The sequence below is a fragment of the Aeromonas sp. SG16 genome (genome assembly GCF_024436135.1).
GTDB lineage: Bacteria > Pseudomonadota > Gammaproteobacteria > Enterobacterales > Aeromonadaceae > Aeromonas > Aeromonas jandaei.
This window is the reverse complement of the sequence record NZ_JANFNW010000004.1, coordinates 121,464-144,372: the sequence shown is the minus strand read 5'-3', so window position 1 is coordinate 144,372 and position 22,909 is coordinate 121,464. Positions and strand designations below refer to the sequence as shown.

At 60.5% G+C, this 22,909-nt stretch carries 23 protein-coding genes; 12 read left to right on the top strand and 11 right to left on the bottom strand.

The features are described from left to right. Positions 1-82: 82 nt before the first annotated feature. From NOM67_RS12450 to NOM67_RS12440, 3 genes are read left to right on the top strand one after another with little or no spacing between them, the layout of a single operon-like run. The gene (locus tag NOM67_RS12450; protein WP_255937478.1) at positions 83-1,354 is read left to right on the top strand and encodes a paraquat-inducible protein A; all 1,272 of its coding nucleotides are present in this window, start codon (positions 83-85) and stop codon (positions 1,352-1,354) included. Beyond that, positions 1,347-2,996, top strand: coding sequence for an intermembrane transport protein PqiB (gene pqiB, locus NOM67_RS12445; protein WP_041209196.1), 1,650 nt, complete (start codon positions 1,347-1,349; stop codon positions 2,994-2,996). Before NOM67_RS12450 ends, pqiB begins: the two co-directional genes overlap by 8 nt. Continuing rightward, complete coding sequence (locus NOM67_RS12440) at positions 2,993-3,562, top strand: membrane integrity-associated transporter subunit PqiC (protein ID WP_255937475.1); 570 nt, start codon at positions 2,993-2,995, stop codon at positions 3,560-3,562. Before pqiB ends, NOM67_RS12440 begins: the two co-directional genes overlap by 4 nt. A gap of 81 nt (positions 3,563-3,643) precedes the next feature. Here NOM67_RS12440 and rlmD read toward each other — a convergent pair whose 3' ends face one another. Beyond that, positions 3,644-4,996, bottom strand: coding sequence for a 23S rRNA (uracil(1939)-C(5))-methyltransferase RlmD (gene rlmD, locus NOM67_RS12435; protein ID WP_043849707.1), 1,353 nt, complete (start codon positions 4,994-4,996; stop codon positions 3,644-3,646). 549 nt (positions 4,997-5,545) lie between these two features. On the opposite strand from rlmD, the gene NOM67_RS12430 reads away from it, so the two are divergent. Next, positions 5,546-7,270, top strand: a complete 1,725-nt coding sequence (locus tag NOM67_RS12430) for a proline--tRNA ligase (protein ID WP_255937472.1) — start codon at positions 5,546-5,548, stop codon at positions 7,268-7,270. Positions 7,271-7,362: 92 nt separating this feature from the next. Here the strand turns inward: NOM67_RS12430 and NOM67_RS12425 are convergent, their stop codons facing one another. From NOM67_RS12425 to NOM67_RS12415, 3 genes are all read right to left on the bottom strand, one after another. After that, positions 7,363-8,043: an SDR family oxidoreductase gene (locus NOM67_RS12425; protein WP_156853603.1), complete on the bottom strand. Its 681-nt coding sequence runs from the start codon at positions 8,041-8,043 to the stop codon at positions 7,363-7,365. Between the two features lie 28 nt (positions 8,044-8,071). Further along, a complete protein-coding gene (locus NOM67_RS12420; protein WP_033115111.1) occupies positions 8,072-8,698 on the bottom strand; it encodes a TIGR04219 family outer membrane beta-barrel protein in 627 nt (208 codons plus the stop codon). Positions 8,699-8,792: 94 nt separating this feature from the next. Continuing rightward, positions 8,793-9,248, bottom strand: a complete 456-nt coding sequence (locus tag NOM67_RS12415; RefSeq protein WP_042032588.1) for a copper chaperone PCu(A)C — start codon at positions 9,246-9,248, stop codon at positions 8,793-8,795. Between the two features lie 89 nt (positions 9,249-9,337). Between NOM67_RS12415 and NOM67_RS12410 the strand changes: the two genes are divergently transcribed. Continuing rightward, the gene (locus NOM67_RS12410) at positions 9,338-10,087 is read left to right on the top strand and encodes an enoyl-CoA hydratase-related protein (RefSeq protein WP_255937471.1); all 750 of its coding nucleotides are present in this window, start codon (positions 9,338-9,340) and stop codon (positions 10,085-10,087) included. A gap of 12 nt (positions 10,088-10,099) precedes the next feature. Here NOM67_RS12410 and NOM67_RS12405 read toward each other — a convergent pair whose 3' ends face one another. Then, a complete protein-coding gene (locus tag NOM67_RS12405) occupies positions 10,100-10,528 on the bottom strand; it encodes a DUF2753 family protein (RefSeq protein ID WP_033115108.1) in 429 nt (142 codons plus the stop codon). Between the two features lie 285 nt (positions 10,529-10,813). On the opposite strand from NOM67_RS12405, the gene NOM67_RS12400 reads away from it, so the two are divergent. Continuing rightward, entirely contained in the window at positions 10,814-11,491 is a 678-nt protein-coding gene (locus tag NOM67_RS12400) for a CatB-related O-acetyltransferase (protein WP_255937470.1), read from the top strand. 61 nt (positions 11,492-11,552) lie between these two features. Here NOM67_RS12400 and NOM67_RS12395 read toward each other — a convergent pair whose 3' ends face one another. After that, entirely contained in the window at positions 11,553-12,275 is a 723-nt protein-coding gene (locus NOM67_RS12395) for a ParB-like protein (protein WP_203974782.1), read from the bottom strand. Positions 12,276-12,458: 183 nt separating this feature from the next. On the opposite strand from NOM67_RS12395, the gene NOM67_RS12390 reads away from it, so the two are divergent. Both NOM67_RS12390 and NOM67_RS12385 read left to right on the top strand, forming a co-directional pair. Beyond that, complete coding sequence (locus tag NOM67_RS12390; protein WP_255937469.1) at positions 12,459-14,063, top strand: ABC transporter substrate-binding protein; 1,605 nt, start codon at positions 12,459-12,461, stop codon at positions 14,061-14,063. A 132-nt stretch (positions 14,064-14,195) separates the two neighbouring features. Beyond that, positions 14,196-14,495 (top strand): hypothetical protein, encoded by a 300-nt coding sequence (locus tag NOM67_RS12385; RefSeq protein WP_041209209.1) that lies wholly within the window; start codon positions 14,196-14,198, stop codon positions 14,493-14,495. 76 nt (positions 14,496-14,571) lie between these two features. Here the strand turns inward: NOM67_RS12385 and dusA are convergent, their stop codons facing one another. Next, positions 14,572-15,558: a tRNA dihydrouridine(20/20a) synthase DusA gene (gene dusA, locus NOM67_RS12380; RefSeq protein WP_043849695.1), complete on the bottom strand. Its 987-nt coding sequence runs from the start codon at positions 15,556-15,558 to the stop codon at positions 14,572-14,574. Between the two features lie 137 nt (positions 15,559-15,695). On the opposite strand from dusA, the gene zur reads away from it, so the two are divergent. The 3 genes from zur to NOM67_RS12365 are packed head-to-tail and all read left to right on the top strand — an operon-like array spanning position 15,696 to position 16,841. Then, complete coding sequence (gene zur, locus NOM67_RS12375; protein ID WP_041209211.1) at positions 15,696-16,154, top strand: zinc uptake transcriptional repressor Zur; 459 nt, start codon at positions 15,696-15,698, stop codon at positions 16,152-16,154. Beyond that, entirely contained in the window at positions 16,144-16,605 is a 462-nt protein-coding gene (locus tag NOM67_RS12370; RefSeq protein WP_033115052.1) for a chemotaxis protein CheX, read from the top strand. Before zur ends, NOM67_RS12370 begins: the two co-directional genes overlap by 11 nt. Before the next feature lie 5 nt (positions 16,606-16,610). After that, entirely contained in the window at positions 16,611-16,841 is a 231-nt protein-coding gene (locus NOM67_RS12365) for a hypothetical protein (protein WP_041209212.1), read from the top strand. A 78-nt stretch (positions 16,842-16,919) separates the two neighbouring features. Here NOM67_RS12365 and brnQ (NOM67_RS12360) read toward each other — a convergent pair whose 3' ends face one another. The 3 genes from brnQ (NOM67_RS12360) to NOM67_RS12350 all read right to left on the bottom strand — a co-directional run bounded on the left by brnQ (NOM67_RS12360) (position 16,920) and on the right by NOM67_RS12350 (position 20,783). Continuing rightward, positions 16,920-18,197, bottom strand: coding sequence for a branched-chain amino acid transport system II carrier protein (gene brnQ, locus NOM67_RS12360; protein ID WP_255937727.1), 1,278 nt, complete (start codon positions 18,195-18,197; stop codon positions 16,920-16,922). A gap of 377 nt (positions 18,198-18,574) precedes the next feature. Continuing rightward, the gene (brnQ, locus tag NOM67_RS12355; protein WP_255937466.1) at positions 18,575-19,882 is read right to left on the bottom strand and encodes a branched-chain amino acid transport system II carrier protein; all 1,308 of its coding nucleotides are present in this window, start codon (positions 19,880-19,882) and stop codon (positions 18,575-18,577) included. 190 nt (positions 19,883-20,072) lie between these two features. Continuing rightward, positions 20,073-20,783 carry a tRNA1(Val) (adenine(37)-N6)-methyltransferase gene (locus NOM67_RS12350; RefSeq protein WP_255937464.1) on the bottom strand — a complete coding sequence of 237 codons (711 nt, stop codon included), beginning with the start codon at positions 20,781-20,783 and terminating at the stop codon, positions 20,073-20,075. 118 nt (positions 20,784-20,901) lie between these two features. Between NOM67_RS12350 and srmB the strand changes: the two genes are divergently transcribed. Next, complete coding sequence (srmB, locus tag NOM67_RS12345) at positions 20,902-22,128, top strand: ATP-dependent RNA helicase SrmB (RefSeq protein WP_041209215.1); 1,227 nt, start codon at positions 20,902-20,904, stop codon at positions 22,126-22,128. Positions 22,129-22,411: 283 nt separating this feature from the next. Here srmB and NOM67_RS12340 read toward each other — a convergent pair whose 3' ends face one another. Then, a complete protein-coding gene (locus tag NOM67_RS12340) occupies positions 22,412-22,867 on the bottom strand; it encodes a GNAT family N-acetyltransferase (RefSeq protein WP_043849689.1) in 456 nt (151 codons plus the stop codon). Between the last annotated feature and the right edge of the window lie 42 nt (positions 22,868-22,909).

Here is a 22,909-nt window from a genome sequence, read left to right as displayed (position 1 = left end):
CGCCGCAGGACTGGTCGCTGACCGGTACAACTGCGATAATCGCCCCTCTGGTTCTCTCGCGAGCCTAATCTGGGGTTTTATCTTGCATCCGGTTTCACACCAACACCATACCACCTACGTTCATGACGACACCGCCTGCGAAGAGTGTGACCTGCTGATCCCGGCCACACCGCTGGCGGTGGGCGAAGCCAGCCACTGCCCCCGTTGCGGTCACACCCTGAGCCAGCATCTGCCACAACAGGAGCTGCGTCCCATCTCCTACGGGTTTGCGGCGCTCATCATGTTCGTGCTCTCCAACTCCTTTACCTTCATGTCCTTCTCGGCCAAGGGGATCGGGCAGGAGATGACCTTTCTCCAGTGCATCTCGACTCTGGTGGACGAAGGGTATCTGTTTCTCAGCGCCGTGCTCAGCATCACCCTGATCGGTCTGCCGCTGGTCTATATCAGCTCCATCATGCTGGTACTGTGGCGCCTCGACAAAGACCTGCACAGCCACGCCCTGCGCTCTCTCGGCCGCCTGCTCTGCCGTATCAAGCCCTGGCTGATGGTAGATGTCTTTCTGGTGGGGGTGCTCATCTCGCTGGTCAAGCTGATGGGGATGGCCGACATCCAGATGGGCCTCTCGTTCTGGGCCTTCGTCGGTTACACCATCCTGCTCATCAAGACCATCTCGTCGCTGGATCGGATGTGGCTCTGGCAACGGTTGTTCGGCCCGACCGAGCAGCGTGAACTCGATCCCGAAGCGGGCGCCATGGCATCGGGTCTGGTGGGCTGCCATATCTGCGGCGCCCTGAGCGAGGCGGGCAGCCACAGCTGCCAGCGCTGCGGCGGCAAGCTGCATGCCCGCAAACCGGGCGGCCTGAATCGCACCTGGGCCCTGCTCATCACCTCGGCCATTCTCTACATCCCGGCCAACGTCTACCCGATTATGGACACCGTCTTTCTCGGCGATGACAGCCCCTCCACCATCCTCGGCGGCGTGGTGCTGCTCTGGGCGATGGGCTCCTACCCCATCGCCGCCGTCATCTTCTTTGCCAGCGTGGTCGTGCCGCTGGTGAAGATCCTGGCGCTGTTCTGGCTCTGTTACATGGTGCAGAGCGGCCATGCCGAGTCGCCGCTCGGCAAGCTCAAGCTCTATCGGATGACCGAATTTGTCGGACGCTGGTCGATGATCGACGTCTTCGTGGTGGCCATTCTGGCGGGCCTGATCCGGCTCGACAACCTGATGACCATCTACCCCGGCCCTGCGGCCGTCGCATTTGCAGGCGTGGTGCTGATCACCATGGTCGCCGCCATGAGCTTCGACTCGCGCCTGATCTGGGATTTACAACAAGGAGAACGCGAACGTGAGTGAGCGTAAAACAAGGTGGAAACCGGGCTCTGACTTTCTGAGCTCCGCCGCCGCAATCTGGATGGTGCCCCTGCTGGCGCTGTTCATCGGTCTCTGGATGCTGTTTCAGCACTGGTACTCCCAGGGCCCGAGCTTCACCCTGACAGTCGCCACCGCCGAAGGCATAGTGGCAGGCAAGACGGAGATCCGCTCCCGCGAGGTCACCGTCGGCCGCATCGATGCCGTCCAGCTGAGCGATGACTACAGCCACGCCGTGCTCAAGGGCCGCCTGACCAACGACGCCGCCAGCATGCTGCGCGGCGACAGCAAGTTCTGGGTGGTCAAACCCAGAGTGGGTCGCGAAGGGGTATCGGGTCTGAGCACCCTGCTCTCCGGCGCCTATATCGAGCTCTCCCCCGGCAAGAAAGGGAAGGCACGCGACGAGTACGCCATGCTCGACAAGCCGCCGCTCGCCTCGCTGGACGCCAAGGGGCTGCGCCTCACCCTCTCCAGCCGTGAAGCCAAGGCACTTGGCGAGGGCTCGCCCATCAACTATCAGGGCTTCACCATAGGTCAGGTGGAAGAGGCGAAGTTCCTGCCTGAAAAGAGCGAGATGCAGTATCAGATCTTCATCAACGCCCCCTACGACATTCTGGTGAGCAGCAACTCCCGCTTCTGGCTGACCCCGGGCTTCGAGGTCTCCATGAGCAGTGAAGGGATGAAGGTGAAGATGGATTCGCTGGAGAGCCTTATCGACGGCGGCATCACCATGGGCCTGCCTGCCGGCTGGTCACCGGGTGATCCGGTCAAGCAGCACGAGGAGTTCACCCTGTTCCAGGATGAGGCGAGCGTGCTGGCCGGTAGTCTGGATCAGTTCATCGACTACGTCTTCCTGTTCGACGACAACGTGGCGGGTCTCCATCCGGGCGCGGCGGTGCAGTATCGCGGCATCCGGGTCGGCACCGTCATCTCGGCGCCCTACATGATCGAGGAGAAGGGGGTTCGCATCTTCCAGAACCGCCAGATCCCGGTACTGGCCCGCATCGAGGTGCAGCGTCTCTCCCACCGTTATGCCAAGGCGGAGAAGGACCAGTGGCGCGCCCTGTTCAGCAAGCAGTTCAAGGAGGGGTTGCGTGCCAGCCTCAAGACCTCGAGCCTGCTGACCGGCGGCAAGATCATCGACCTCAACTTCTATCCGGACGCACCGCGCTTCGATCAGGTCAAGCTGGCCGGCTATCAGGTCTTCCCGACCGTGCAGGGCGGGCTGGATCAGATCGAGCGCAAGGTGAACCTCATCCTCGACAAGTTTGTCGACATGGATATGGCCACCACCCTGACCAAGGTCAACAGCTCGCTCTCGACGCTGGATGGCACCCTGCGCAACATCAGTGCGGTCAGCGCCAATCTGGACAAGCTCACCGCCAAGGACTCCACCCAGCAGCTGCCGGCCTCGCTCAACGAGAGCCTCAAGCAGTTGCAGGAGACCCTGCAGGCCTATGATGCCCAGTCGCAAACCAATCAGGATCTGCGTCAGTCGGTGCAGACCCTCAACCAGCTGATGCGCGAGCTGCAGCCGCTGGTGCACTCTCTCAACGAGCAGCCGAGTTCGCTGATCTTCGATCGCGTCCGTCCCCGGGACCCTGAACCCAAGCGAGGCACACCATGAAAAAGTTCATCCTGACGCTGGCGCTGACCGGCCTGCTGGCCGGGTGCAGCGGCACCCAGCCAGCGCTGCACTACTACTCCCTCGCCGCCGACAGCCAGCAACCGGCGGCGGTGCCGGTTACCCCGCAGCACCAGCTGGTGCTGCGCCCCATCGCACTGGCGGGCCAGCTCGACCGGATCAGTCTGGTCTATCAGCTGGAGGGGCAGGAGCTGCACTTCGCCGAGTACCACCGCTGGGCCGGTTCGCTTGACGATCAGCTCAACCAGCTCACCCTCAACGGCCTCTCCACCCGCCTGCCGGGCTGGGTCGTCCGTCAGGATGGCGGCCGCAAGGGCCCGGTGCTGACCATACTGGTCGAGCGCTTTCAGGGTCGTCACGATGGCCGCGCCGTGCTGAGCGGACGCTGGCGCCTGCTGGCGGAAGATGGCTCGGTACTGCGCGAAGCCCCCTTCAATCAGGTGCGGGTGCTACCGGCCGATGGCTACAACGCGCTGGTCAGCGAACTGGGGCTGGGCTGGCAACAGCTGCTCGACCAGATTGCCGACGAGGTACGCAAGCAGGGCTGACCACCGCAAGCTGCGAGCATCAGATAGCAAAAAACGACGCCAGTAGGCGTCGTTTTTTTATGGGCGCAAGTCAGAGGCGACTTATGCCTTGGCGGGCAGGCTCAGGCGAGCGACAGCTTCGACGTGCATGGAGTGCGGGAACATATCGACCGGCTGCACCTCGTCCAGCACGAAGCCCTGCTTGACCAGCCAGGCGAGATCGCGGGCCAGGGTCTGCGGGTTGCAGGAGACATAGACCAGACGGCGCGGCGCCATGGCCACCAGGGTCTGCAGTACGGCCTTGTCACAGCCTTTGCGCGGCGGATCCATCACCACCACGTCGGCGCTCACCCCTTCGGCGTGCAGGGCAGGCATCAGCTGCTCCGCCTTGCCGACATGGAACTCGGTCTGCTCGATGCCGTTGAGGGCGGCGTTGCGACGGGCGTCGCTGATGGCGCTCTCGACTGACTCGATCCCGACAACCTTGGCGGCCTTGCCGGCCAGGAACAGGGAGATGGTGCCGATACCGCAATAGATGTCGAACACCGTCTCGTTACCGGTCAGCTCGCAATACTCCAGCGCCTTGGAGTAGAGCACGTCGGTCTGGCTCGGGTTGTTCTGGAAGAAGGAGAGCGGCGAGATCTCGAATTCGAGTTCGTGGATCTTGTCGCGGATCACCCCGCTGCCCAGCAGCACCCGGTTGTTATCGCCCAGAATGCGGTTGGTGCGCGCTTCGTTGATGTTCTGCACCAGGGTAGTGATCGGCAGATCCTGCAGGGCCGCCAGCAGCTCGGCTTCAAACGGCAGCTCCTCACTCAGGGTCACCAGCACCACCATCAGCTCGCCGCTCTTGAAGCCCTTGCGGGTCATCAGGTTGCGCACACAGCCGGTGTGGTTCACCTCGTCATAGGCAGCGATGTCGTGCGCGCGCATCCAGTTGCGCACCCGGGCGTTCAGCTCCACGTGCAGCGAATCCTGCACCGCGCAATCATCGGCGGTGATGAGGTCATGGGAGTGCTTGCGATAAAAACCGATCTCGGCACCGGCATCACAACCGCGCACCGCGTACTGCGCCTTGTTGCGGTAGGCGAACGGGGTCTCCATGCCGAGGATGGGATTGACCACGGCATCACCCAGCCCGACCTGCTCCAGGGCGCTCTGCACCAGACTCTGCTTGAGCTTGAGCTGGGCCGGATAGGCCAGCGGGCGCACCTGACAGCCACCGCACTCGGTGTTGGGGCAGAAGTCTGCCACCCGGTCGGCGGAGGGCTGGAGCAGCTCGGCGACCTTGCCGTGCAGGTAGTTGGGCTTCACCTCGGTCAGTTCGACCAACGCCTGCTCACCCGGCAGCAGACCTTCGACAAACAGGGGGCGGTCGAACAGGCGTCCTTTGCCATCTCCTTTGTCGGTCAGTTCCAGGATCTCGATCTGGTGTTGATGTCCCACTAGCGGCATGAGCGGCTCCAAAAGTACAAATAAAGAGGGGGCGACGAGGCCGGTTTGGCCGACCCGTCACGAAAAGGTGGCAGAGTTTAGCGGAGATCCGGCCAAATTGCAGGCATTAAAAGCCCAATGGTTGTGGTACTACCCGTCCCGCTTTTGCAGCCCGGCCAAATGACCCGTGGGCAAGGCCCCGCCAGCCCCCGTTCCCGCTGGCTGCGGCAAGATTTGCATCGTCAGGATCGGCCAATCCCCTTAGCGAGCCCTCACTGGCAAGCTGCGGCCCGTTGCAGGGCCAAACTGCGCGGTATAAATTAAATTTATGGGTTTTGCCGAAATGGCCAAATTTTTACTTATACCAAGCCAATTGCGGTCACATGCGCCTCCGGCAAGCTGATGATGGCCAGCCGGGCATCCCCTCCGATCCGCGCAAGATGGCCAGCCCGCGCAGCCCTTTCGCGGCTGCGGCAAATTTAGCCCTTGGGCCGCAACGCCCAGCCTGTTAAAATTCCGCCCTTGAAATTATCCTGGGCCCCGCGCCCGTTCTAGCTAAGGTCTACCGCGATGCGTACCAGCCAATATCTGCTTTCCACTCTCAAGGAAACCCCCTCCGACGCTGAAGTTGTCAGCCACCAGCTGATGCTGCGCGCCGGGATGATCCGTAAACTGGCCTCCGGCATGTATGCCTGGTTGCCAACCGGTCTGCGGGTACTGAAGAAAATCGAGAACATTGTTCGCGAAGAGATGAACAATGCTGGTGCCATCGAAGTCTCCATGCCGGTGGTGCAACCCGCCGAGCTGTGGCAGGAGTCCGGCCGCTGGGATGACTACGGTCCCGAGCTGTGCCGCCTGACCGACCGTCACAACCGTCCCTTCGTGCTGGGCCCGACCCACGAAGAGGTGATCACTGCGCTGGTGCGTTACGAAGTGAACAGCTACAAGCAGCTGCCGCTCAACCTCTACCAGATCCAGACCAAATTCCGCGACGAAGTGCGCCCCCGTTTCGGCGTGATGCGTGGCCGCGAATTCCTGATGAAGGATGCCTACTCCTTCCACATCGACAAAGAATCTCTGGTCGATACCTACGAGAAGATGCACGCCGCCTACTGCAAGGCGTTCACCCGCATGGGTCTGAACTTCCGTCCGGTGCAGGCCGATACCGGCTCCATCGGTGGTACCGGCTCCCACGAATTCCAGGTGCTGGCCGAGAGCGGTGAAGACTTGATCGCCTTCTCCGATACATCAGATTACGCCGCCAACATCGAGATGGCCGAAGCGCTGGCGCCGGCCGGCGAGCGCGCTGCCGCCACTGCTGCCCTGACCAAGGTTGCCACCCCGAACGTCCACACCATCGACGAAGTGGCTGCCTTCCTGAACGTGGCGCCGACCACCATCGCCAAGACCCTGCTGGTACTGGCAGAGGAAGATGAGCACGGCAAGCAGGCCGTCATCGCACTGGTACTGCGTGGCGACCACGAGCTGAACGAAATCAAGGCCGAGAAACTGGCTGGCGTGGCCAACCCGCTGACCTTCGCCAACGACGAGCAGATCAAAGCGGCCGCCGGTTGCGACGCAGGCTCCATCGGCCCGGTCGGCTTTGCCGGTCGCATCATCGTCGATCGCAGCGCCGCCCATCTGGCGGATTTCGTCTCCGGCGCCAACGAGACCGGTTTCCACCTGACCGGTGCCAACTGGGATCGCGACATCACCGCTTACGAAGTTGCCGACCTGCGCAACGTAGTAGAAGGCGACCCGAGCCCGTGCGGCCAGGGCAAGCTGCTGCTCAAGCGCGGTATCGAAGTGGGCCACATCTTCCAGCTGGGTACCAAGTACTCCGAAGCGATGAAGGCGAGCGTGCTGAACGAAGGCGGCAAGTCCGTCACCATGGAGATGGGTTGCTACGGTATCGGGGTTTCCCGTCTGGTGGCCGCTGCCATCGAGCAGAACAACGACCAGTACGGCATCATCTGGCCGGACGCCATCGCCCCGTTCGAAGTGGCCATCGTGCCGATGAACATGCACAAGTCCGTGCGTGTTGCCGAGCTGGCCGAGCAGTTCTACGCCGAGCTGAAAGCGGCCGGTGTCGACGTGCTGTTCGACGACCGTAAAGAGCGCCCGGGCGTGATGTTCGCCGACATGGAGCTGCTGGGCGTGCCGCACGGCATCGTCATCGGCGAACGCGGCATGGATAGCGGCGTGGTGGAGTACAAGTGCCGCCGCACCGGCGAGAAGCAGGAAGTGGCCATCAGCGATATCGTCGCCATGATCAAGGCCAAGCTGGGCCGCTAAGCCCACCCTCTTCCCGATATAAAAAAGCGCGCCCGATGGCGCGCTTTTTGTTTGTCTTCTCTTCTAAAGCAAAGAGGATTGCGGCAAGGAGCCTACTCGTTGCGACCGATAAAGAGATCGGTCACGTGGCAGCTGCTACGCGCCGCCAGCGCATCGAGCATGTAGGCGGCGGCATCTTCCGGGGTCATGAAACGGGTCGGGTCGACGTGATCCGAGTTGTCCCAGAAGGCGCTGCGGATCCCGCTCGGGTAGAGGTTCACCAGCCGCAGCGGCGAGCCTTTCAGCTCGGCGCGCAACGACTCCAGAAAGCCGCGCATCCCCCATTTGGAGGCGCAGTAGAGACTCTCGTTGGCCTTGCCCACCTGAGCGGCAGAGGAGAGCACGTTGGCCAGCACCCCACCTTTCTCGCCGATAAGGCGCACCGTCTGCTGGGCAACCAGAATGGTGGAGACAAGATTGCTCTCCACCACACTGCGGATCTGCTCGGCGGTGTAGATGCCGACCGGGCCGAATTCACCAACCCCGGCGCAGTGGATCACCATCTCGGGCAGGCCGCCCCACTCGACGGCGGCGGCAAACGCCATCTCCACCTCTTCGTGGTGCGCGAGATCGGCGGCAATGCCGATCACCGCCTGACCGAGCAGATCCTCCTGCTCCTGCAGCTTCTCGTAACGGCGCCCCATCATGGCAACCCGATGGCCCCGCTCAACCAGCCCTGCGGTCAAGGCGCGGCCCAGACCGGAACCGGCCCCCGTCACTATGATGTAGCCCATTACTTCTCCTTGTCGTCAGAGGTTCAGATTAGAAGGTGAATTCGCCGCCCATGAACCAGCCGTCGATACGCTGGTCGACGTTGTCGAAGTCCACATTGGCTTCACGCCAGCCGGCACGCAGCTTGACCGGCATGTTGGAGAACTTGTAGGAGGCACCCAGACGGTAGTCATAGTTGTCCACATCGTGAGTACGCAGATCACCGAAGAAGGCGAAACCTGTGTTCGGGATGTAGAGTTCGCTACCGGCGTAGGCCATCACGGTGTCCTTGTCGTAGCCCTTGCGACCGTAGGAGGTCAGCTCGCCATCGTAGTAACGACCGGTCAGACCCAGATCGATCTTGAACAGATCGTTGTTGAACAGACGGTAGTAGAGGTTCAGATCGTAGGCAGTCAGCTCGTTTTTGAAGGCGCCGCCGGAGGTGCTGAAGTCGGAGATCTCAAACTTGGCGTTCGGCAGGAAAATGATGCCGTGTTCCAGCTGCAGGTAGCCGTTCCAGTTGTAGTGATCGTCATAGTTGGTGCTGGCACCATAAACCTGACCACTGCCCTGGGCATTCCATACATCGGCACCGGCGGCGAAACGCCAGTCATTGGCGGCCATGGCACCCTGGCTGCACAGGGCAAACAGAACACCGGCAATCAGCGTCTTTTTCATCACTTCACTTCCTCTTGCATACATGGAAAGAGCGCTATTTTACCCGGTGCAGCCAAAATACCCAGTCTCAAATCTGAACAAGCGACGACAAATGTCAGTGTTTCATATGCTTCATGTTCATCCCGGCCATCGGCTCGATCGGTTTGACCGGCAGGGAGAGCTCCAGCTTCTCGCCATCATCCATGGTCAGGGTGAGCGGCATCGGCGTTTTTTCGGAGAGAGCGCCAATCTCGAACAGCATGATGTGGAAGCTGCCGGGTTTGAGCGCCACTTCGCCCTTGGCCGGGATCTCGATGCTCTCGACCTGACGCATCTTCATCACGCCATTCTCGTGCAGGTGGGTATGCAGCTCGGCGCGACCCGCCGCAGGAGAGGCTGCGGCTACCAGCTTGACCGGCTTGTCGGCATCGTTTTTGAGCACCATGAAGGCGGCGGTGTTGGGAGAGCCCGGCGGCAGCAAACGCACATAGCCGTCAACCGCATCCACCTTGGCCAGCGCGGGAGCCGTCATGCCGAGCACCAGCAGAGAATAAAACGCACGTTTAAACATGGTTGAAATCCTTTTATGATGTTGTTAAACGGCTCCAAGGTTACTCCGGCAGTAACCTTTGTGCACCCTTCAATAACAAGGATTTAGACATGGCCCCCATTCTCGTCGCCGAGCAGCAGGATGGCTTGCTCACCCTGACGCTCAACCGCCCCGACAAGCGCAATGCCCTCAATACCGCCCTCTATCAGCAGTTGGTGAGCGCCCTGCAACAGGCGGCAAACGATGAGGAGGTGCACGCCCTGCTGCTACAGGGTCAGAGCGACTGCTTTACCGCGGGCAATGATCTGGCCGATTTCGTCGGCAAGAGCTCGCTGGAACCCGATGACCCCATCCTGCAGTTCCTCCACACCCTGGCTGACTTTCCCAAGCCGGTGATTGCGGCGGTCGGCGGCCCGGCGGTGGGGATCGGTACCACCATCCTGCTCCACTGCGATCTGGTCTATCTGGCGGATAACGCCCGCCTGCAACTCCCCTTCGTCGAGCTGGGGCTGGTGCCGGAGTTCGCCTCCAGCCTGCTGCTGCCGCGCATGGTGGGTCACCTCATGGCGGCCGAGCTGTTGCTGCTGGCCGAGGCGATCGATGCCAACGGGGCACTGCGGCTCGGACTCGCCAACAAGGTGGTAGCGGCCGATGTCCTGCTCCCCTTTGCCCGCGAGCAGGGGCTCAAGCTGGCAGCCAAGGCGCCCAGGGCGGTGCAAAAGAGCAAGGCGCTGCTGAAACAGGAGCTCAAACAGGCGGTCCACTTCGTCATCGATCTGGAGGCGCGCGCCTTCGCCCAGGCGCTGCAAGGGGAAGAGGCGCAGCAGCGCATCGCTCAAAAGCTCAAGCGCCGCAGCTGAGATCGACGCCTGTCAGTTGAGGCGAAAACGGCCGATCAGCTCGCAGCCCTGTACCTTGTCCTGCAGCTGGATCAGTTTGGCTATTTCGGGGTTGGGGTGGCGCTTCAAGAAGGCGAGCAGGGCGCCGCGGCAGCAGCCCAGCTCGCTGATCAGCGCCTCGCACTCCCGGTTGGGGCACTGCGGTACCAGCGCCGTCACCAGCTCGGAGGCAAGCTTGAGATAACGCAGCTCATAGGCGGGTTCATCCATCGCCCGCCAGAAATCGGCCAGCCGGTGGCAGGTAGCGACCCGCATGCTGGCCAGCTCGGCAAGCTCAACCTCGCTCATCTCGTAGACATCCCCCAGCGCCTGCTGATAGAAGCAGACGGCGGCCCCCAGCGAACCGGACTGCCACGACCGCTCCGCCTCCAGCATGTAACGCTGCCAACTCTCTGGTGTCATTTCGTTATCCCCCACCGACTAAACCGGGAGGTTAATGATGGCTAATTGAGAATAAATATCAACCAGATGGTTAGTGCAGGATCTCCGCAGCAGGTTGGCAAATCGCCATCATTGCCCTTATGATCCCACCGATTTCCCATATCAGGGCTTACCCCGAATGCGACCCCGTCTGCCCCAAATGCTGGGCTGCTCACTGCTCTGCGTGCCCCGCATGCTGGTCTGGATCTATTAGCTGCGCTCCATCGAGCGCAACCAATCAAATCCATTCAACAAAGGAGTACCAGGATGAAAACCTGCCAGCACTGGTCACAGGTCGAATATCTGCATCTGACGGTCAGCAACCCCAACATCCGCCTCAAGGGACAACACAGCTACTACTCGGGTGCCTGGGATGGCCCCTTCGAACAGGAGGTGGTGCGCTACCTCTATGGCGACAGCTTCAGCCGTCATCCCGATACCGGCTGGGAGCCGCTCTGGCATATCGACCAGCTCCATATCGGCGACTACGTGCAGATTGCCGCCGGGGTGAAGATCATCATGGGCGGCAACCACACCCACAACACCGCCTTCATCAGCACCTATCCGTTTGCTGATCTGGAGGCGCTCAAGCGCAGCTACCGCCCTGCCGGCGATACCCGCATCGGCAACGATGTCTGGATCGGTATGGAGGCGATGATCATGCCCGGCGTCACCATCGGCGATGGTGCCATCATCGCCGCCCGGGCGCTGGTCACCAAAGATGTGCCCCCCTACGCCATGGTGGCGGGCACGCCAGCGGCCATAGTGCGGATGCGCTTCACCGAGGGCGAGATAGCCCGGCTACAGGCCCTCGCCTGGTGGGATTGGCCGGACGAACAGGTCAATGCCCTGTTGCCACTGATCCAGCAGGGCGATGTGGCGCTGCTGGAACAGGCGGCTGCCACCTGGCAGAGCCAAGCTTCTGCGCCAGATGCGACACCATAACGCGCAGACAGGCATAACAAAGAGGGCGACCCACGGGTCGCCCTCTCTCGTTGTCTGGCTATCAGCTCGCCGTTTTCGACTGGTTGAGGCTGCATTGCCGGCCGGGATAACCGGGCAGATCTTTGGCATCGCTGCCACAGGCAAGCCGTTTGGCCTGCTGCAGCCGGGCCGCCAGATTGGCACTGTCTATCGGCATCCACTGCATCTGCTTGCCGAGCCAGCTGGCCCAGGCGAACTCGACAAAGTAGACCTGATCCTGCTTGCTGAAGTAACCCGCATCCTGCAGCAACCCCGCCAGAGTGCGATAGGGGTAGTCAGGCAGCTTGTCGATACTGGTCGGCAGCTGCTCCGGCGTGAGGGGGAGCCCCTTCTCATCCTTGAGCCAGGCCCAGTGGTTGTTCTGCATCTGGCTCCAGAAGTTGTCTTTATCCTGCAAGCGACCGATCACCTTGACCCGCACCTGCTTGACTCCTTGCTGCCAGAGCGCCTTGGTCAGGTGATGTCTGTCCACCAGCCAATAGCCGCCATCCGGCGCAATCACCACTGGGATCTCTTTCTTTTTCATCAGCTTGTCGAGCTGCTTCGGACTCATGTCCGCCAGCGTCGCCTGGGTTTCATCCACCTGCAGCTGCCCCACCCCGCCCTGGGTCGGGTGCAGGGTCTCGATCCCCGCCTCGCACCAGCTACCCACCGCCGTGTCGCTCTGGCACGGCGTCAACGCCCAGGCACTCTGGCTGAGCGCCCCGACCATCAGGAAACAGCCCGGCAATAACCATGCTTTCATCGTTTGCTACTCCTAGTCACATTCAATCCCGGACACGCGACAACGCGGCGCCGCCCCGGCGACAGATGAGAGCCGAATGCTGGCGGTCAGACCAGTAAACGGGATATCATGATTTCCCGTCTGTCGGCGACATTTTCTCGCCGAGTTTTCTCCCCGCTTCACACAATTTGAAGGATCCGACCCATGAAAGGATGGAGCCCCTTGCTGGCCCTCTTGGGCTGTGCCGCAGTCCAGGCTGCCGATATTCCCGCCGGAACCGAACTGGCCGCCACACAGGTGGTGGTTCGCCACCTGAAAGATGAACCTGCCAGTCTCAGTCCGCTCAAGCTGGTCGGCTTGCCCGAATTGCAGGTGCTGCGGGATCTGCTCGAGGGGCTGCTGACCCAGGGGGCGGATGGCAAACCCGTCCCCGCCGTTGCCCTGCGCTGGGAGAACAAGGACAACCAGTTCTTCACCTTCCACCTGCGCCCGGATGCCCGCTGGTCCAACGGCGATCCGGTCAAGGCTGGCGACTTCGTCTATAGCTGGCGCAAGCTGGTCGACCCGAAAGAGGCGGCCACTTTCGCCTGGTTTGCCCAACTTGCCCGCTTCGACAAGGTGGACGAGATCATGGCTGGCAAATTGCCTGCCAGCGAGCTGGGTGTCAAGGCGATCGATGACCACACCCTGCAGATCAGCCTCTCCCAACCGGTTCCCTATTTCCTGAGCCTGCTCACCCACCCCAGCCTGTCGCCACTGCATCAGGCCAGCATCGAGAAGTTTGGCAACAAGTGGACCCAGCCCGGCAAGCTGGTCGGCAACGGCGCCTTCGTGCTGAGCAGCCGGGTGGTCAACGAGAAGCTGGAGCTGGTGCCCAATCCCCACTACTGGGATAAGGCCCACACTGTGCTGACCAGGGTCATCTTCATGCCGATCAATCAGGAGACCACCGCCACCAACCGCTATCTGGCGGGGGACCTGCAGATCACCGAATCCTTCCCCAAGGAGCAGTACGACAAGCTGATGAAAGAGATCCCGGGTGAGGTCTACACCCCGATGCAGCTTGGTACCTACTACTATGCCTTCAATACCCGTCAGCCGCCGTTGAACGACATGCGGGTGCGCAAGGCGCTCTCCTACACCATCGATCGCGCCCTGATTGCCGACAAGGTGCTCGGCACCGGCGAGAAACCGGCCTACCACTTCACCCCGGATGTCACCGCCAGCTTCGAGCCCAAGGCCAACCTGCTCTCGAGCAGCAGCCAACAGGAGCTGGACAGCAAGGCACAGGCGCTGCTCAAGGAGGCTGGCTACGGCCCGGACAAACCGCTCAAGCTCTCGCTGCTCTACAACACCGCCGAAGTACACAAGAAACTGGCGCTCGCCATCGCCAACATGTGGAAACAGAAGCTGGGCGCCCAGGTAGAGCTGACCAATCAGGAGTGGAAAACCTATCTCGACAGCCGCCAGAGCGGCCAGTTCGAGGTGATCCGCTCTTCCTGGGTGGCCGACTACAACGACCCGTCCGCCTTCCTCGGCCTGTGGGGCTCTCACCACAGCGGCAACATGACCGGCTTTGCCGATGCAAGCTATGACCAATTGCTGGACAAGGCGGCGCAAACCCGCGACAGCGGCGCCCGCAGCCGGCTGTTCGATCAGGCGGAGAGCATCCTCGAGCAGCAGGCGCCCATCGCCCCCATCTATCAGTACACCAATGCCCGGCTCATCAAGCCCTGGCTCAAGGGATACCCCATCAACAACCCGGAAGATGTGGCCTACAGCCGCCAGCTCTATATCGTCAAACACTGAGCGGATATAGCGCGCTGAAGCACAAGAGGGCCGCCTGCGGGCGGCCCTCTTATTGATACTGTTCACACCCGATATCGCCGCATAGAATGCCCGTTTTCCGATTCCATCAGCCGTTGTCGATCGCCATTTATCATGCGTTACCTGTTACTGCTCTCCCTGCTCTGGACATTGCCAGCCTTGGCCGAGAGTGAATCTCACTGCCAGCAAGCATTTGTCGACTGGATGCTGCATCAGCAACAGCAGTTCAGCGATCGCAAGGCGGACAAGATGACGCGGCGACGGGCCGAGCGGGCTATCGACCTTGCCCGGCAGGAGTACGACAAAGCAGGCAGTTTCTGCCAGACCATGCTGCAAATAGAGGCGCATCGCGACAGCGATCCCCGCTTCACCCCGCGCGAGGGGGAGATCCACAACTTTCACCCCGCCAGCTAAGCCTCTGCCCACAGCCGATCGAAATAAAAAAAGCGCGTCACAAGACGCGCTTTTTCCGCTTTGCCTGACAGGAAAGTTATTCGCCCTGCTCGCTGGCGGCAAACTCCGGCACCTTGGCCATGGCATCCAGCACCACCTGAATATCCGCCCCCGGCTTGCAGGCGTTTTCGCTCAGGTGACGACGCCAGGCGCGCGCCCCCTGCATGTTCTGGAACAACCCCAGCATGTGGCGGGTCATGTGGGAGAGGTAGTTGCCCTTGGCCAGCTCCTGCTCGATATAGGGCAGCATCATCCGCACCACTTCATGGCGGCTCGGCACAGCGTTATTCTGGCCGAACACCAGATTATCCACCTGCGCCAGAATATAGGGGTTCTGATAGGCTTCGCGCCCCATCATAACACCGTCCACGTGTTGCAGGTGCTCAAGGGTCTGCTCCATGGAGGTGACACCGCCGTTGAGGGCGATGGTGAGATCCGGGTAATCCTGCTTGACCCGATAGACCCGAGGGTAATCGAGGGGCGGGATCTCGCGGTTCTCCTTGGGGCTCAAGCCGCTCAGCCAAGCCTTGCGGGCATGGACGATGAAGGTGTCACAACCGGCATCGCGCACCTGTTCGATAAAGGCCTGCAGAAATTCGTAGGAGTCCTGATCGTCGATGCCGATGCGGGTCTTCACCGTCACCGGAATATCGACCACATCGCGCATCGCCTTGACGCAGTCAGCCACCAGCGCCGGTTCACCCATCAGGCAGGCACCAAAGCGGCCATTCTGCACCCGATCGGAGGGGCAGCCGACGTTGATGTTCACCTCGTCATAGCCACGCTCCTCGGCCAGCTTGGCACAGCGCGCCAGATCGGCCGGATTGCTGCCACCCAGCTGCAGGGAGATGGGGTGCTCCTGCTCGCTGTAACCCAGATAATCACCCTTGCCGTGGATGATGGCGCCAGTGGTCACCATTTCGGTATAGAGCAAGGTCTGGCGGCTCATCAGTCGATGAAAATAACGGCAATGCCGATCGGTCCAGTCCAGCATGGGGGCGATGGAAAAACGCTGCGCCTGCATAAAAATCATCCGGGTTGGCTAAAGAAAGGGGCGGATTTTATCACAACGTGAAGCAGCCCCAGAAAATGAATTTTGTCGCCGCGCCATGCGAGGCCCTGTGATAGTATCCAGCTAATAGAAAGGGCAATTGCGCGATCATGAATCAAGACCAACTTTTACAACGAGCCGAGCGACTCTGTGTACAGCGAGGGATCCGCTTCACCCCGACCCGACGTCAGGTATTTCGCCTGCTGGCGGCACATGGCAACGCCATCAGCGCCTATGATTTGTTGGCTCAACTGCAGCAAACGGAAGCCAACGCCAAACCGCCAACCGTATACCGGGCACTCGATTTTCTGCTCGAACAGGGCTTTGCCCACAAGGTGGAATCGCTGAACGCATTTATCTTCTGCTGCCACTTCGATCACGCTCACCCGATGCAGCTGCTCATCTGCGATGACTGCGGCGAGGTGGTCGAGCTGCACGACACGGCGATCGATAGCGCGTTTTCCGAGCAGGCCCATCTGCATGGTTTTACTATTACCAATAAGACGATAGAGGCACATGGCCAATGTGCTCGCTGTACGCCCACTGTAGGAAGTCATCATGAAGGCTGATTTTGTAAATCCGTTCCTGCTCTCTCTGCTCAATGTGCTCTCCACCATGGCACAGCTGGAACTCAAACCGGGCAAACCAAAACGCAAGATGGACGAGCTGGCTCGCGGCGATGTCTCAGGCCTGATCGGCATGGTCGGCCCGCAGACCCGTGGCTCCCTCTCCATCAGCTTTGAAAAAGGGCTAGCGCTGGAGATCATGCGCCGCATGCTGGGGGAAGCTCCTGCCACCATCAACGAAGAAGTGACCGACATGGTGGGCGAGATCACCAATATGGTGACCGGTGGTGCCAAGCGGATGCTGGGCGAGAAGGGCTACGAGTTTGACATGGCCACTCCGGTTATCGTCTCCGGCCCCAACCACACCATCACTCACCGCGCCGATGGCACCAAGATCATGATGCCTTTCGAATCTGATTTTGGTCGTGCCACCATCGAAATCTGCTTCGAGTAGTCAGAATGTGGACTGCCTTGAAGTGGTTCTTTATCTGCTGGGCGTTGCTGCTGATCCTCTCTGATATCCAGATCAGCACCTCTCTCTACAAATACGAAGACAATCGGGTAGTCATCAACTTCCCCCGCTGGCAAGCCAAAGCGCCGTGGGGCACCTTCGAATGGCATGCCGGGCGCGTACAGACCCACTGGTATGGTCTGGATGGCAAACCCAAACCGGAAGGCCCGCGCATCTAGTTCGTCTGCTCGAAGACCAATACAAAGAGGCCAGCATCTGCTGGCCTCTTTTGTTATACGAACGAGTGAGTCACCTGTTTACGCTGCCTCGGCAGCCAGATCGCCGACCGGCCGCACCAGCATGCCAAGCACGCAAGCCAGCAGGGTTGGCATCAGCCAGGCGAGCCCCTTATCAAACAGCGGCAGGAAGACAAACCCATCCATCTTCATGCCGGCAGCTCCCAGCCCATCGAGACAGCCAAACAGGAAGGCCACCGCCAGCACGCAGCGGAACGCCAGACGGGGGCGACCAAAATAGCCCTTGAGGAAGGTCACCAGCACCAGCGCGATGGCGACCGGATAGATGGCCACCAGCACCGGAATGGAGAGGCCAATCAACTCGCTCAGCCCCACATTGGCCACCAGCGCACAGAGTGCCCCCAGCAGCATGACCCAGTTGCGATAGGCCCAACCTGTCAGACCGTGGAAGTAGTCGGCACCGGCACAGAGCAGGCCAACCGCGCTGGTAAAGCAGGCCAACGTGATAATGGCCGCCAGAATGAACTGACCCGGCTGGCCAAACAGGCTCAGCACATAGGCATTGACGATGGTGCCGCCATTGCTGATATCGCTCGCCACCCCTTCAGCGCTGTTGCCCAGATGAAAGAGCGAGATATAGACAGCCGACAGCCCGACCGCCGAGATCAACCCCGCGATGGTCAGATATTTGAACTGGCTGCGATAATCCTCAATCCCCTTCTGGCGCAGCAAGCCGATGATCAGGGCACCGAACATCAGGGAGGCCAGGGTATCCATGGTGTTGTACCCCTCCAGCATCCCCTTGGTCAGGGCTGCTTCTATGTACTCACCGCTGGCATCAGGCATGGTGCCCTGTGGCGCCACAAAGACCCCGACTGCCAGAATGAGCAGCATCACCATCAGGGCCGGCGTCAGGTACTTGCCGACCGCATCGAGCAGCTTGCCGCGATCGAGCGCCACCAGGATCACCAGCGCAAAGAAGCTCAGGGTATAGAGCAGCAGCCCCTCATGACCGGCATCGCCGAGCCAGGGCTTGAGCCCCATCTCGTAGGCAACCAGACCGGTGCGGGGAATGGCAAACGCAGGCCCCATGATGATGTAGATGGCGATGGCCAGCGCAGTGGCAACGCCTGCCGGCAGGTAGCGGGTCAGCTCGGTCCAGCCGCCGGCACCACGCCCGGAGCTACCCTTGGCCACCGCAATCAGGGTGATCAGCGGCAGCCCCACCGCCGTCAGCAGAAAACCGCACATGGCGGCGACCAGATGCTCACCGGCCATAAAACCGGCCAGCGGCGGAAAAATGATATTGCCTGCCCCCAGATAGAAGGCGAACGTCATAAACCCCAATCCGAATACGTCGGACAACTTCAATGATTTCGTCAAACCCAACCTCATCTGCCTTATCAGCTTGTTCTTGTTGATTACACCCACTGCCTGGCAGATAACCTGACAACCATATGCTCGCGTCCCGCTCTCCCCGACAATCGGATGAGGAGCGCCATCCTGAGCATAAAGAAGAGATATTTGATCTCAATCACACATTAATATCTTGAAACAATTTGCTTGGCCAGAATTAATCGCTGAATGACCACGGTGGGGAAGGAGCTGAAGCGCGGGAGAGAGAAAGGAAGCTGGAAAGCATTCAGCAGCAGTGCAGGAATCAACAAACAAAAGAGCCTGCACCAGGCAGGCTCTTTTGTCAGAGAGGGAAGCTATCAGGCAGCTTCGGCGGCCAGCTTCTCGGCCGGGCGAACCACCATCCCTACCACGCAAGCCAGCAGGGTCGGCATCAACCAGGCAAGGCCCTTGTCAAACAGCGGCAGGAAGGCAAACGCATCCATCTTCATGCCGGCAGCACCCAGACCATCCAGGCAGCCGAACAGGAAGGCCACCACCAGCACGGCACGGAACACCAGACGCGGGCGACCGAAGTAACCCTTCAGGAAGGTGACCAGCACCAGCGCCACGGCAACCGGGTAGATGGCAACCAGCACCGGAATGGAGAGGCTGATGAGCTGGCTCAGACCCACGTTGGCCACCACGGAGCAGATAACGCCCAGCAGCACGACCAGCTTTTTGTAAGCCATGCCGGTCAGATTGTGGAAGAAGTCGGAGCAGGCGGAGATCAGACCCACGGCAGTAGTGAAACAAGCCAGAGTAATGATGGCAGCCAGAATGAACTGACCCGGCTGACCAAACAGGCTCAGCACATAGGCGTTAACGATGGCGCCACCATTGCTGATGTCGGTCGCCACGCCAGCGGCAGTGTTGCCCAGCTCGAACAGAGAGATGTAGACCACGGAGAGGCCGATGGCAGAGATCAGGCCGGCGATGGCCAGATACTTGAACTGGCTCTGGTAGTCATTAATCCCTTTCTGGCGCAGCAGGTCGACGATCAGGGCACCGAACATCAGGGAAGCCAGGGTATCCATGGTGTTGTAGCCTTCCAGGATCCCTTTCACAAACGGGCTGTTCTGATAGTCACCGGCAGATTCCGGCATGGTGCCCTGCGGCGCCACGAATACCCCGATCGCCAGGGTCAGCAGCAGCAGCATCAGCACCGGAGTCAGGTATTTGCCGATGGCGTCCATCAGCTTGCCCTGATTCATGGAGACCAGCACGGCCACCCCGAAGAAGAGCACTGTGTAGGCAGCCAGACCTGCCTGCCCCATATCACCGATAAAAGGCTTGAGACCCATCTCGTAGGCCACCAGACCGGTACGGGGAGCTGCAAAGGCCGGGCCGATGATGATGTAGATGGCAACCGCCAGCGCAGTGGCCACGCCCGCAGGCAGCAGTTTGGTCATGCCGGCCCAGCCGTTACCGGCCTTGGCGACGGCAATGATGGTGATGAGCGGCAGGCCCACAGCGGTAACCAGAAAACCCAGCATCGCCAGAGAGAGGTGTTCGCCAGCCATGTAACCAGCGAGCGGCGGGAAGATGATGTTACCGGCGCCCAGGTAGAAGGCGAAGGTCATGAACCCCAATCCGAGTACGTCGGACAACGTGAGTGATTTCTTCAAGTTCAACCTCGTCTGTCTTGTAAATTATTGCTTGTTATAGTTTTTATCGGTCATTGACCAGTTTGTTCATATGGGTAAAAAAAAGAGCCCCGCTTGATTTTTCATCGCGACCAGTGGTTTTGGCTGGTCTGGAGCGGGCGCTCGATCTGGAACCAGCATAATGGCATGAAAAAATAGTTCAAGACGAAATTTACATCTTCAAATAGAAGGGGCTGGTCAGTTGGATATATCTGTCGGAATAGGCTCCATCAGCAGAATGGATCACAATATCCCCCCTTTCACACCTGTTTAATCCTCTACCAAGTCGCAATAAAACACGATTTGCCTCTTTACCCTCTCTGGTGATAACAGCTGTATAACAAATGCCATGCAGATCATAATCCGCCGAGATGCATAAAATTTCATCAGCCATGGCCGTCGGCAGCACCAGTGCCACCTCCCCATTCGGGGCCAGCAGTCGGTCGCAAGCAGCTAGCAGTGCATGGCTGTCGAGGGCGCCGGTATGGCGGGCCATCGCCCGCGCCGGATCGCTAAATGACTGGCCTGCCACGAAGTAAGGGGGGTTGGAGACAATTAGATCGTAAGGGGCGGCCTGATACCCCTGCACCGCGCTTTCGATGATGGCCACACGTTCGGCCCAGGGGGAGACGGCGACGTTCTCTCTGGCCTGGATCACTGCATCACTATCCAGCTCCACCCCGTCGATATGGCAGTCAGATCTGCTGCGCTGGGCCAGCATCAGGGCGATGAGGCCGCTGCCGGAGCCGATATCGAGCACCCGGCGCGCCTGTTCGACCGGGGCCCAGGCACCGAGCAGGATGCCGTCGGTGCCCACCTTCATGGCGCAGCGATCGTGATTGATATGGAACTGTTTGAAGGTAAAACCGCGACTACGCCCCATCTGGCCCCCGTCATCTGAAAAAATGGTTGGCGATTATAGCGACTAAGCCACACTCGCCATAGGAGCCGACGAGATAATCGCCTATAATCTGCCGTTTCCTTAATGACCGAGTATTGCCATGAGCCAGTCCTTTGATGATTTCGACCTGCACCCTGCCCTCAACCGGGCTTTGGCCGAGATGGGATTCACCCGCCCCACTACCATCCAGCAGATGGTACTGGAGCCAGCCCTGGACGGCCGCGATATTCTGGCATCCGCTCCGACCGGTACCGGCAAGACCGCCTCTTTCCTGCTGCCGGCGCTCCAGCATCTGCTGGACTTCCCGCGCCGCAAGCCGGGCCCCTGCCGCATGCTGATCCTGACCCCGACCCGCGAGCTGGCGCTGCAGGTGACTGCCCACGCCAAGGCGCTGGCGGCCCACACCAACCTCAGCATCGAGACCATCATCGGCGGCGTCAGCCATGAAGAGCAGCTGCCTGCCCTGACCAAAACCACCGACATCGTGGTCGCCACCCCGGGCCGCCTGCTCGAGTACATCGAGAAAGAGGAGTTCGAGAGCCACGACATCGAGGTGCTGGTACTGGATGAAGCGGACCGCATGCTGGACATGGGCTTCATCAAGGATGTGAACCGCATCGTAGAAGAGGCGCGCTACCGCAAGCACACCATGCTCTTCTCCGCCACTCTGGAAGGGGCTGGCCTTGAGAAGTTCGCCAGCGAAATTCTGAAAGATCCGGTGGAGCTGCACGCCGAGCCGCCGCGCAGCGAGCGTCGCCCCATCACCCAGTGGATCCATCTGGCCGATGACGCCGCCCACAAGCTGGCGCTGCTGACCCACATCCTGAAAAACCCGGAAACCCAGAAGGCGATCATCTTCGTCAAGACCCGCGAGCGTCTGGCGGAGCTCTCCGGCCAGCTGCAGGCGGCAGGCATCTCCTGCGCCTGGATCCGCGGCGAGATGGAGCAGAGCAAGCGTATCGAATCGATCCGCAAGTTCCACGAAGGTGAGGTGCCCTTCCTGATCGCCACCGACGTCGCCGCCCGCGGTATCGACCTGCCGAACGTCAGCCATGTCATCAACTACGACATGCCCTACGGCGCCGATGTTTACGTCCACCGGATCGGCCGTACCGGCCGCGCCGGCAACCGTGGCTGCGCCATCAGCCTGGTGGAAGCCCACGACATGGCGATGGTCGCCAAGATCGAGCGCTACACCGAAGAGCGCCTCAAGCGCCGGGTGATCGACGAGCTGCGCCCCAAACATAAAGAGGCGCGGGTGCCGGTGAAGAAGAAAAAGCCGGTCGATGGCAAGAAGAAAGCGACCAAGAAGAAAAAGAAGAAGTGATCGCCTGGCGATAAAGAGAAGGGCCATCCCGCGGGATGGCCCTTCTGCATTCTGTACATCTGGCCAATCGGAGCCGTGTTACTTAGGGCTCGCCACCGCCGTTGCAGGGCTATTTGCAGCCAGAACGGCTCACTATAAATTTAATTTATGGGTTTTAGCTGAATGCCCTAACCAAAACTTATAGTGAACCTCATCCGATCATCAGGGCATCAATTTGCCCGTCAGACGCCCTGCGGAGTCATAGCCCGATCTCAGGGCGCAACGCCTGAATGCAGCCGGCCTGTCAGGCCACCGTCTTGCGCATGCCGATATGGGGGATATCGTCCTCGACATATCCCTCCCCCTCGGCCACAAAACCGTGCTGGCCGTAGAAGCCCTGCAGATGGGCCTGCGCCCCCAGCCAGATGCTGTGGGTCGGCCAGCGCGCCTCGCACGCCTTGACCGCCTCGCCGATCAGCTGGTGACCGAGACCACCGCCGCGCGCCTTGGGTGAAGTCACCACCCGACCGATGGCGGCGCCGCTCTCATCGCCGATACCGGGCGCCATGATCCGTGCATAGGCGGCCAGCAGATCGCCCTGATAGCCGAGCAGGTGCCAGACCCCTTCGCGGCGATCGAGCCCGTCCAGATCCTGAAAGGGGCAGGTCTGCTCCACCACGAACACCTCGGCCCGCAGCGCCAGCAACTCATACAACTCGTCAGTGGTCAGTTCAGACCAGGGTTTCAGGATCCAGTTCATCGGCAACTCCTTATCAGTTCGGCCTGCCAGCATAATCGTGGC

Coding starts and splice junctions, on each gene's coding strand:
- NOM67_RS12440 (WP_255937475.1), top strand. CDS start 2,993: ATGAAAAAGTTCATCCTGACGCTGGCGCTGACCGGCCTGCTGGCCGGG.
- rlmD (WP_043849707.1), bottom strand. CDS start 4,996: ATGCCGCTAGTGGGACATCAACACCAGATCGAGATCCTGGAACTGACC.
- NOM67_RS12430 (WP_255937472.1), top strand. CDS start 5,546: ATGCGTACCAGCCAATATCTGCTTTCCACTCTCAAGGAAACCCCCTCC.
- NOM67_RS12425 (WP_156853603.1), bottom strand. CDS start 8,043: ATGGGCTACATCATAGTGACGGGGGCCGGTTCCGGTCTGGGCCGCGCC.
- NOM67_RS12420 (WP_033115111.1), bottom strand. CDS start 8,698: ATGAAAAAGACGCTGATTGCCGGTGTTCTGTTTGCCCTGTGCAGCCAG.
- NOM67_RS12415 (WP_042032588.1), bottom strand. CDS start 9,248: ATGTTTAAACGTGCGTTTTATTCTCTGCTGGTGCTCGGCATGACGGCT.
- NOM67_RS12410 (WP_255937471.1), top strand. CDS start 9,338: ATGGCCCCCATTCTCGTCGCCGAGCAGCAGGATGGCTTGCTCACCCTG.
- NOM67_RS12405 (WP_033115108.1), bottom strand. CDS start 10,528: ATGACACCAGAGAGTTGGCAGCGTTACATGCTGGAGGCGGAGCGGTCG.
- NOM67_RS12400 (WP_255937470.1), top strand. CDS start 10,814: ATGAAAACCTGCCAGCACTGGTCACAGGTCGAATATCTGCATCTGACG.
- NOM67_RS12395 (WP_203974782.1), bottom strand. CDS start 12,275: ATGAAAGCATGGTTATTGCCGGGCTGTTTCCTGATGGTCGGGGCGCTC.
- NOM67_RS12390 (WP_255937469.1), top strand. CDS start 12,459: ATGAAAGGATGGAGCCCCTTGCTGGCCCTCTTGGGCTGTGCCGCAGTC.
- NOM67_RS12385 (WP_041209209.1), top strand. CDS start 14,196: ATGCGTTACCTGTTACTGCTCTCCCTGCTCTGGACATTGCCAGCCTTG.
- dusA (WP_043849695.1), bottom strand. CDS start 15,558: ATGCAGGCGCAGCGTTTTTCCATCGCCCCCATGCTGGACTGGACCGAT.
- zur (WP_041209211.1), top strand. CDS start 15,696: ATGAATCAAGACCAACTTTTACAACGAGCCGAGCGACTCTGTGTACAG.
- NOM67_RS12370 (WP_033115052.1), top strand. CDS start 16,144: ATGAAGGCTGATTTTGTAAATCCGTTCCTGCTCTCTCTGCTCAATGTG.
- NOM67_RS12365 (WP_041209212.1), top strand. CDS start 16,611: ATGTGGACTGCCTTGAAGTGGTTCTTTATCTGCTGGGCGTTGCTGCTG.
- brnQ (WP_255937727.1), bottom strand. CDS start 18,197: ATGACGTTCGCCTTCTATCTGGGGGCAGGCAATATCATTTTTCCGCCG.
- NOM67_RS12350 (WP_255937464.1), bottom strand. CDS start 20,783: ATGGGGCGTAGTCGCGGTTTTACCTTCAAACAGTTCCATATCAATCAC.
- srmB (WP_041209215.1), top strand. CDS start 20,902: ATGAGCCAGTCCTTTGATGATTTCGACCTGCACCCTGCCCTCAACCGG.
- NOM67_RS12340 (WP_043849689.1), bottom strand. CDS start 22,867: ATGAACTGGATCCTGAAACCCTGGTCTGAACTGACCACTGACGAGTTG.